The sequence below is a fragment of the Actinoplanes sp. NPDC048791 genome (genome assembly GCF_040650095.1).
Classification (GTDB): Bacteria; Actinomycetota; Actinomycetes; order Mycobacteriales; family Micromonosporaceae; genus Actinoplanes.
On sequence record NZ_JBEZGQ010000461.1, the window covers coordinates 1 to 6429 of the forward strand.

The 6429-nt window shown below is 68.4% G+C and carries 3 protein-coding genes and 2 pseudogenes; 1 reads left to right on the top strand and 4 read right to left on the bottom strand.

Features of this window, described 5'->3' with window-relative positions; translation table 11 throughout:
- The 3 genes and pseudogenes from AB0C29_RS27940 to gyrB form a co-directional block, all read right to left on the bottom strand.
- A pseudogene (locus AB0C29_RS27940) lies at nt 1-252 on the bottom strand (DUF3566 domain-containing protein); the annotation flags it as partial.
- Between the two features lie 3 nt (nt 253-255).
- On the bottom strand, nt 256-2766 hold the full coding sequence (gene gyrA / locus AB0C29_RS27945) for a DNA gyrase subunit A (protein ID WP_360546697.1): 2511 nt from the start codon (nt 2764-2766) through the stop codon (nt 256-258).
- A gap of 138 nt (nt 2767-2904) precedes the next feature.
- Nucleotides 2905-4857 carry a DNA topoisomerase (ATP-hydrolyzing) subunit B gene (gene gyrB, locus AB0C29_RS27950; RefSeq protein WP_360825982.1) on the bottom strand — a complete coding sequence of 651 codons (1953 nt, stop codon included), beginning with the start codon at nt 4855-4857 and terminating at the stop codon, nt 2905-2907.
- 532 nt (nt 4858-5389) lie between these two features.
- Between gyrB and AB0C29_RS27955 the strand changes: the two genes are divergently transcribed.
- Nucleotides 5390-5956 carry a hypothetical protein gene (locus AB0C29_RS27955; RefSeq protein ID WP_360546693.1) on the top strand — a complete coding sequence of 189 codons (567 nt, stop codon included), beginning with the start codon at nt 5390-5392 and terminating at the stop codon, nt 5954-5956.
- Nucleotides 5957-5969: 13 nt separating this feature from the next.
- Here AB0C29_RS27955 and AB0C29_RS27960 read toward each other — a convergent pair.
- Nucleotides 5970-6429 (bottom strand): annotated as a pseudogene (locus tag AB0C29_RS27960) (DciA family protein); the annotation flags it as partial.

Below are 6429 nucleotides of genomic sequence, written 5' to 3' on the forward strand. Positions count from 1 at the left end.
CGAAGGGCCCGCCGGGGCGGCCGGTGGCCGCTTCTGCTCGGCCTGACCGTCACTGTCGGCGGGCGGTTCACCCGGCGGCGGGGCCATGCCCGGCGCGCGGGTGAACTTCGGCTGGGACGGGGCATCGGCTGGTACCGCCGCGCGGCCGGCTCCCTCGCGTCCGGTCGGTGCGGCGCCGTCCTTCTTCGGCTCCGCGTCGACCGGAGATGCCGAGGATCCCGGGCCCCCCGACTTCGCCTGTGTCTCCGGCATCAACTAGTCCTGTTCGTCAGGCTCGTCGGCATTGCGAGCAAGCGCCACGATGGTTACACCTTCTGGGAGGTCCATCAGCTTGACCCCCATTGTGTTCCGATCCCGCGTGCGCCGTACAGGCTTCACGGGAGTCCGGATGACACCACCATTGCTGGTGATGGCAAATAGTTCATCCTCCGGGTCGATCACGAGCGCTCCGACGAGCCCGCCACGACGCTCCGTGATCTTGGCCGTCAGCACGCCCTTGCCGCCCCGGCCCTGCACCGGATACTCCTCGATCGGCGTCCGCTTCGCATACCCGCCGTTGGTCGCGACCAAAACGTCCATGCCCTCACGAACCACCTCCATCGCGAGGAGTTCGTCCGCCTCGCTGAAGCGCATGCCGATCACGCCCGAGGTCGCCCGCCCCATCGGCCGCAGCGCCTCGTCGGTCGCGTTGAACCGGATGGCCTGAGCCTTCTTCGAGACCAGGAGCAGGTCGTTCTCCGGCGCGGCCAGCGTGGCGCCCACCAATTCGTCATCCTCCCGCAGGTTGATGGCGATGATGCCACCGCTGCGGTTGGAGTCAAATTCCTCGAGGCGGGTCTTCTTCACGAGGCCATTCTTGGTGGCGAGCACAAGGTAGGGCTCGACCTGGTAGTCCGGGATCTGGATGACCTGCGCGATGTGCTCGTCCGGAAGGAAGGCGAGCAGGTTGGCGACGTGCTGGCCCTTGGCGACACGGTTCGCCTCGGGCAGCTCGTAGGCCTTCGCGCGGTAGACCCGGCCCTTGTTGGTGAAGAACAGGATCCACGAGTGCGTGGAGATCACGAAGAAGTGGCTGACGATGTCGTCCTGACGCAAGGACGCGCCGCTCACGCCCTTGCCGCCGCGCTTCTGGGACCGGTACAGGTCGACCTTCGTACGCTTCGCGTAACCAGTTCGTGTGATCGTCACCACAACGTCCTCGCGCGCGATGAGGTCCTCCATCGAGACCTCGCCGTCGAACGGGATGATCTGGGTCTTGCGGTCGTCGCCGAAGCGGGCCACGATCTCGGCCAGTTCCTCGGAGACGATCGCCCGCTGCCGCTCCGGCTTGGCCAGGATGTCCTTGAGGTCGGCGATCTCGATCTCGATCCGGGCCAGCTCGTCGATGATCTTCTGCCGCTCCAGCGCCGCCAGGCGCCGCAGCTGCATGTCCAGGATCGCGGTGGCCTGGATCTCGTCGACGTCGAGCAGCTGCATCAGGCCCTGGCGGGAGTCCTCGACGGTGGGCGAGCGCCGGATCAGGGCGATCACCTCGTCGAGCATGTCCAGCGCCTTGACCAGGCCGCGCAGGATGTGCGCGCGCTCCTCGGCCTTGCGCAGGCGGTAGGCCGTGCGCCGGCGGATGACGTCGATCTGGTGATCGACGTAGTGGCGGATGAACTGGGCCAGGTTGAGCGTGCGGGGCACCCCGTCGACCAGCGCCAGCATGTTGGCGCCGAAGGTCTCCTGCAGCTGGGTGTGCTTGTAGAGGTTGTTCAGCACGACCTTGGCGACGGCGTCGCGCTTCAGGACCAGGATCAACCGCATTCCGGTACGCCCGGAAGACTCGTCGCGGATGTCGGCGATCCCGGTGAGTTTGCCCTCCTTGACCAGCTCAGCTACCCGTTCGGCCAGGTTGTCGGGGTTCACCTGGTACGGCAGCTCGGTGACGACCAGGCACGGCCGGCCCCGGGCGTCCTCCTCGACCTCGACCACCGCGCGCATCCGGATCGAGCCACGACCGGTGCGGTAGGCGTCCTGGATCGCCTGCTGGCCGACGATCAGGCCGCGGGTCGGGAAGTCGGGTCCCTTGACGATGCCGAGGATCGCCTCGAGCGTGGTGGCCTCGTCGGCCTCCGGGTTGTCCAGGTACCACTGGACGGCGGCGGCGATCTCCCGCAGGTTGTGCGGCGGGATCTTGGTGGCCATCCCGACCGCGATGCCCTCGGAGCCGTTGACCAGCAGGTTCGGGAACCGCGCGGGCAGGATCGTGGGCTCCTTGGCCCGCCCGTCGTAGTTGTCCTGCATGTCGACGGTGTCCTCGTCGATGTCCCGCAGCATCTCCATGGCGAGCGGCGAGAGCTTCGACTCGGTGTAGCGCATGGCGGCCGGCGGGTCGTTGCCCGGCGAGCCGAAGTTGCCGTTGCCGTCGATCAGCGGGTAGCGCAGCGACCACGGCTGGCCCATCCGGACCAGGGCGTCGTAGATCGAGGAGTCACCGTGCGGGTGGTAGTTACCCATGACGTCGCCGACGACGCGGGCGCACTTGACGTAGCCGCGGTCGGGGCGGAAGCCGGCGTCGTACATCGCGTACAGGATCTTGCGGTGCACCGGCTTCAGGCCGTCCCGCACGTCCGGCAGCGCCCGCCCGACGATGACGCTCATCGCGTAGTCGAGGTACGAGCGCTGCATCTCGACCTCGAGGCCGACCGGCTCGACCCGCTGGCTCACTCCGCCGCCGGGCACGTCCTGGGGTTCCTCGGCGGGGGTCTCGGGAGTATCCGTCACAGTTAACCCTTACTAACAGTCAAACCCGACAAACGGCGTCAGGCTACGCATTTCGCTGTGGATAACGTTGTGGAAAGCGGTGATTCGCTGTGCATAACCCGAGGTGAGCGGCGTCGAGTGACGCCGCTCACCCGTGCCTCAGATGTCGAGGAACCGCACGTCCTTGGCGTTGCGCTGGATGAACGAGCGCCGCGCCTCGACGTCCTCACCCATCAGGACGCTGAACAGCTCGTCCGCGGTTGCGGCGTCGTCGAGGGTCACCTGCTTCAGCGTGCGGGAGCCCGGGTCCATCGTCGTGTCCCACAGCTCGCGGAAGTTCATCTCGCCGAGACCCTTGAACCGCTGGATGTCGTCGGGCTTGGCGTTCGGCTTCTTCTGCTGGCGCAGCTCGATCAGGCCGTCCCGCTCCCGGTCGGAGTAGGCGTACTGGGCGTCGTCGCCGCGCTTGTTCCACTTGATCTTGTAGAGCGGCGGGGCGGCCAGGTAGACGTGGCCCAGCTCGACCAGCGGCCGCATGAAGCGGAACAGCAGGGTGAGCAGCAGCGTCTGGATGTGCTGGCCGTCCACGTCGGCGTCGGCCATCAGCACCACCTTGTGGTAGCGCAGCTTGGCGACGTCGAACTCCTCGTGGATGCCGGTGCCCAGAGCCGTGATCAGCGACTGGACCTCGTTGTTCTTCAGCACCCGGTCGATCCGGGCCTTCTCCACGTTGAGGATCTTGCCGCGGATGGGCAGGATCGCCTGGATCTGGCTGTCGCGGCCCTGCTTGGCCGAGCCGCCGGCCGAGTCGCCCTCGACGATGAACAGCTCCGAGACCCGCGGGTCGGTCGACTGGCAGTCGGCCAGCTTGCCCGGCATCGAGCCGGACTCCAGCAGCGACTTGCGCCGGGCCAGCTTGCGGGCCTGCTGCGCGGCGATCCGGGCCCGGGCCGCCTGCGAGGCCTTGGTGATGATCTGCTTCGCGTCGGCCGGGTTGCGGTCGAACCAGTCGGCGATCTGCTCGTTGGCGATCTTCTGGACGAAGCTCTTCATGTTGGTGTTGCCGAGCTTGGTCTTGGTCTGACCCTCGAACTGCGGGTTGGTCAGCTTCACCGAGATGATCGCGGCCAGGCCCTCGCGGATGTCCTCGCCGGAGAGCTTCTCGTCGCCCTTGAGGAACTTCTTCTCAGCGCCGTACCGGTTGACGATGCTGGTCAGCGCGGCCCGGAAGCCCTCCTCGTGGGTGCCGCCCTCGTGGGTGTTGATCGTGTTGGCGAAGGTGTAGACCGACTCGCCGTACGACTCGTTCCACTGCATGGCGATCTCGAGGGCCATGCCCTCGTCGTTCGCCTCGGCCTCGAACTCGATCACCGTCTTGTGGATCGGCGCCTTGGTCTGGTTGAGGTGGCGCACGAAGTCGGCGATGCCGTTCTCGTACATGAAGGTGACCTCGCGGGCCTTGCCGTCCTCGTCGACGAACTCGGGCCGCCGGTCGACCAGGTTGATCGTCAGGGCCTTGTTGAGGAAGGCGTACTCCTGGATCCGGCGGTAGATCGTCTGCCAGTCGAACTCGACCGTCTCGAAGATCGTCGGGTCCGGCCAGAACTGGACCATCGAACCGGTCCGCTCGGTGGTCTCGCCCTTCTCCAGCGGGCCGGGCTTGGAGGCGGTGTAGTGCTGCCGGTAGACGTTGCCCGACTTGTGGATCTCCACGAACATCTTGGTGGAGAGGGCGTTGACGACCGAGACACCGACGCCGTGCAGACCGCCGGAGACCGCGTACGCCTTGCCGTCGAACTTGCCACCCGCGTGCAGGACCGTCAGCGCGACCTCGACGCCGGGCTTCTTCAGCTTGGGGTGCAGGTCGACCGGGAAACCGCGGCCGTTGTCGGTGACGGAGACGCCGCCGTCCGGCAGCAGGACGACGTCGATGGTGTCGCAGTAGCCCGCGAGCGCCTCGTCGACGGCGTTGTCCACAACCTCCCAGACCAGGTGGTGCAGGCCCCGCTCGCCCGTGGAACCGATGTACATACCGGGGCGCTTGCGGACCGCCTCGAGACCTTCGAGCACGGTGATGGAACCGGCACCGTATTCCTGCGTGTTCTCTGCCACCCTCGGCCACTTTCTCGCGCCGGCCCGCGCGAGGCGGGCTGGTCACGGGGTTGGCGGACGGCCGGCGGCCACCGACGGGCAGGGCGAGCCACCGGCGACGAGCCGCGGGAAGAAGGCGGACCACCGGTGGAGCCGAGCGCGCCGGTCGCCGCGGTCACCCGCGGATCGTGATCGGCTGGAAAAATCGCGTAGCGTGACGGAGTGCCGTCACGGGGCGGACTTTCCCGGTCTCCGTCGATTCTACTCCGTCGGAGCGAGTTGTAGAGGGTCCGGCACCCTCGTCCGGGTACCTCAGATTGCCGTAGCGCGATTCAGGGCCACTCCCACGAGTCCCCCTACACGGAATGCGGGCCCCCCGCAACGGCGAACCGTTCGACGCCCGGACCCCGAGGCGCGCCTCCGCGCGGGTGGGGCCACGCGCTGCGACACTGCCTGACGACAGCAGGCGACGGTGTCGTAACCTCGCCCGCGCGGCCCGGTACACGGCCGGACGGGTCCGCAGCCCGGCAGTTCGAGGAGAGGTGAGCCCGCCATGGCGCTGGACAAGGGGCTGGACAACGTCGCCGTGCACTGGCCGCGGACGAACCGGTTCTACGACCCGGTCGCCCCCGCGGAGTTCGTCGACTTCGGCGCCGTCGCGGACGCGCCGGACATCGCCGCGCCCACCGGCGCGCTCGCGCTGCACATCGCCAAGACCGGCACGGTACGGGCAACTGCCTACACGGAGCTCGTCGACCTGCTGCTGGGGCTGGAGGGTGTCCTCTACGCAACGGACGCGGCCGCGGAGGACGAGGACCCGGTCATCGACCCGGACGGCTGCGCCTGGATCGCCGGCGGGCTGGAGCGCTTCGTGGAAGGTCACCAGCCGTACGGCGACCTGGTCACCTTCGACAGCGTGGCGAACGTGATGCGGGCCGCGGTGGCCGGTGGACGCCTCGCCGAGCAGCAGCTGCGCTGGCTGGACCAGCGGCTGGCGGCGCTGCGGGACGAGGCGGGCAACGCACCGCACTGGAGCTTCGCCCGTACGGAGCTGGCTGTTCTGTCGGGCTTCTACCGTCGCTGCGCCGAGCGGGGCTTCGCGGTCTTCGCCGACTACTGAGCGGACCGGACTGTCAGCCGTACGTGTCGCGCGGGCCGCGGCCCTGCACCCGGCGGGGGCCTTTCGCCCAGGACGGCGCCGCCGGGCCGTGGATGTTGAGCTTGGTGACCACGTTGTGGCCGACCTCGGCGGCGATGCGCTTGAGGAGGTTGGCCGCGAGCAGGCGGAGCTGGGTCGCCCACGCGGTCGACTCCGCCTCCACGGTGAGCACGCCGGCGTCGAGCTTGACCGGGCGGCTGTGCTGGGCGACGTCCGGGCCGACGACCTTCTCCCAGGCGCCGAAGACCTTGGCCTCGGCGGCCGGCTTCTGCCAGCCGCGCTGCTTCATGATCCGTTCGAGCATCACGCCGAAGAGCTGCGGATCGCGCGGATCCGGCCCGGGGCCGGAATAGCCGCGCAGGCGGCGGCCGGTGCCCTCGTCATTTCCGGTACGGCGTCGCGGCGCCTGTTAAGCAGCCCGCCGTCTGGCGAGC

Bases quoted from the DNA above. Each gene is read 5' to 3' on its own strand.
- AB0C29_RS27955 (WP_360546693.1), top strand. From the start codon at position 5,390: ATGGCGCTGGACAAGGGGCTGGACAACGTCGCCGTGCACTGGCCGCGG.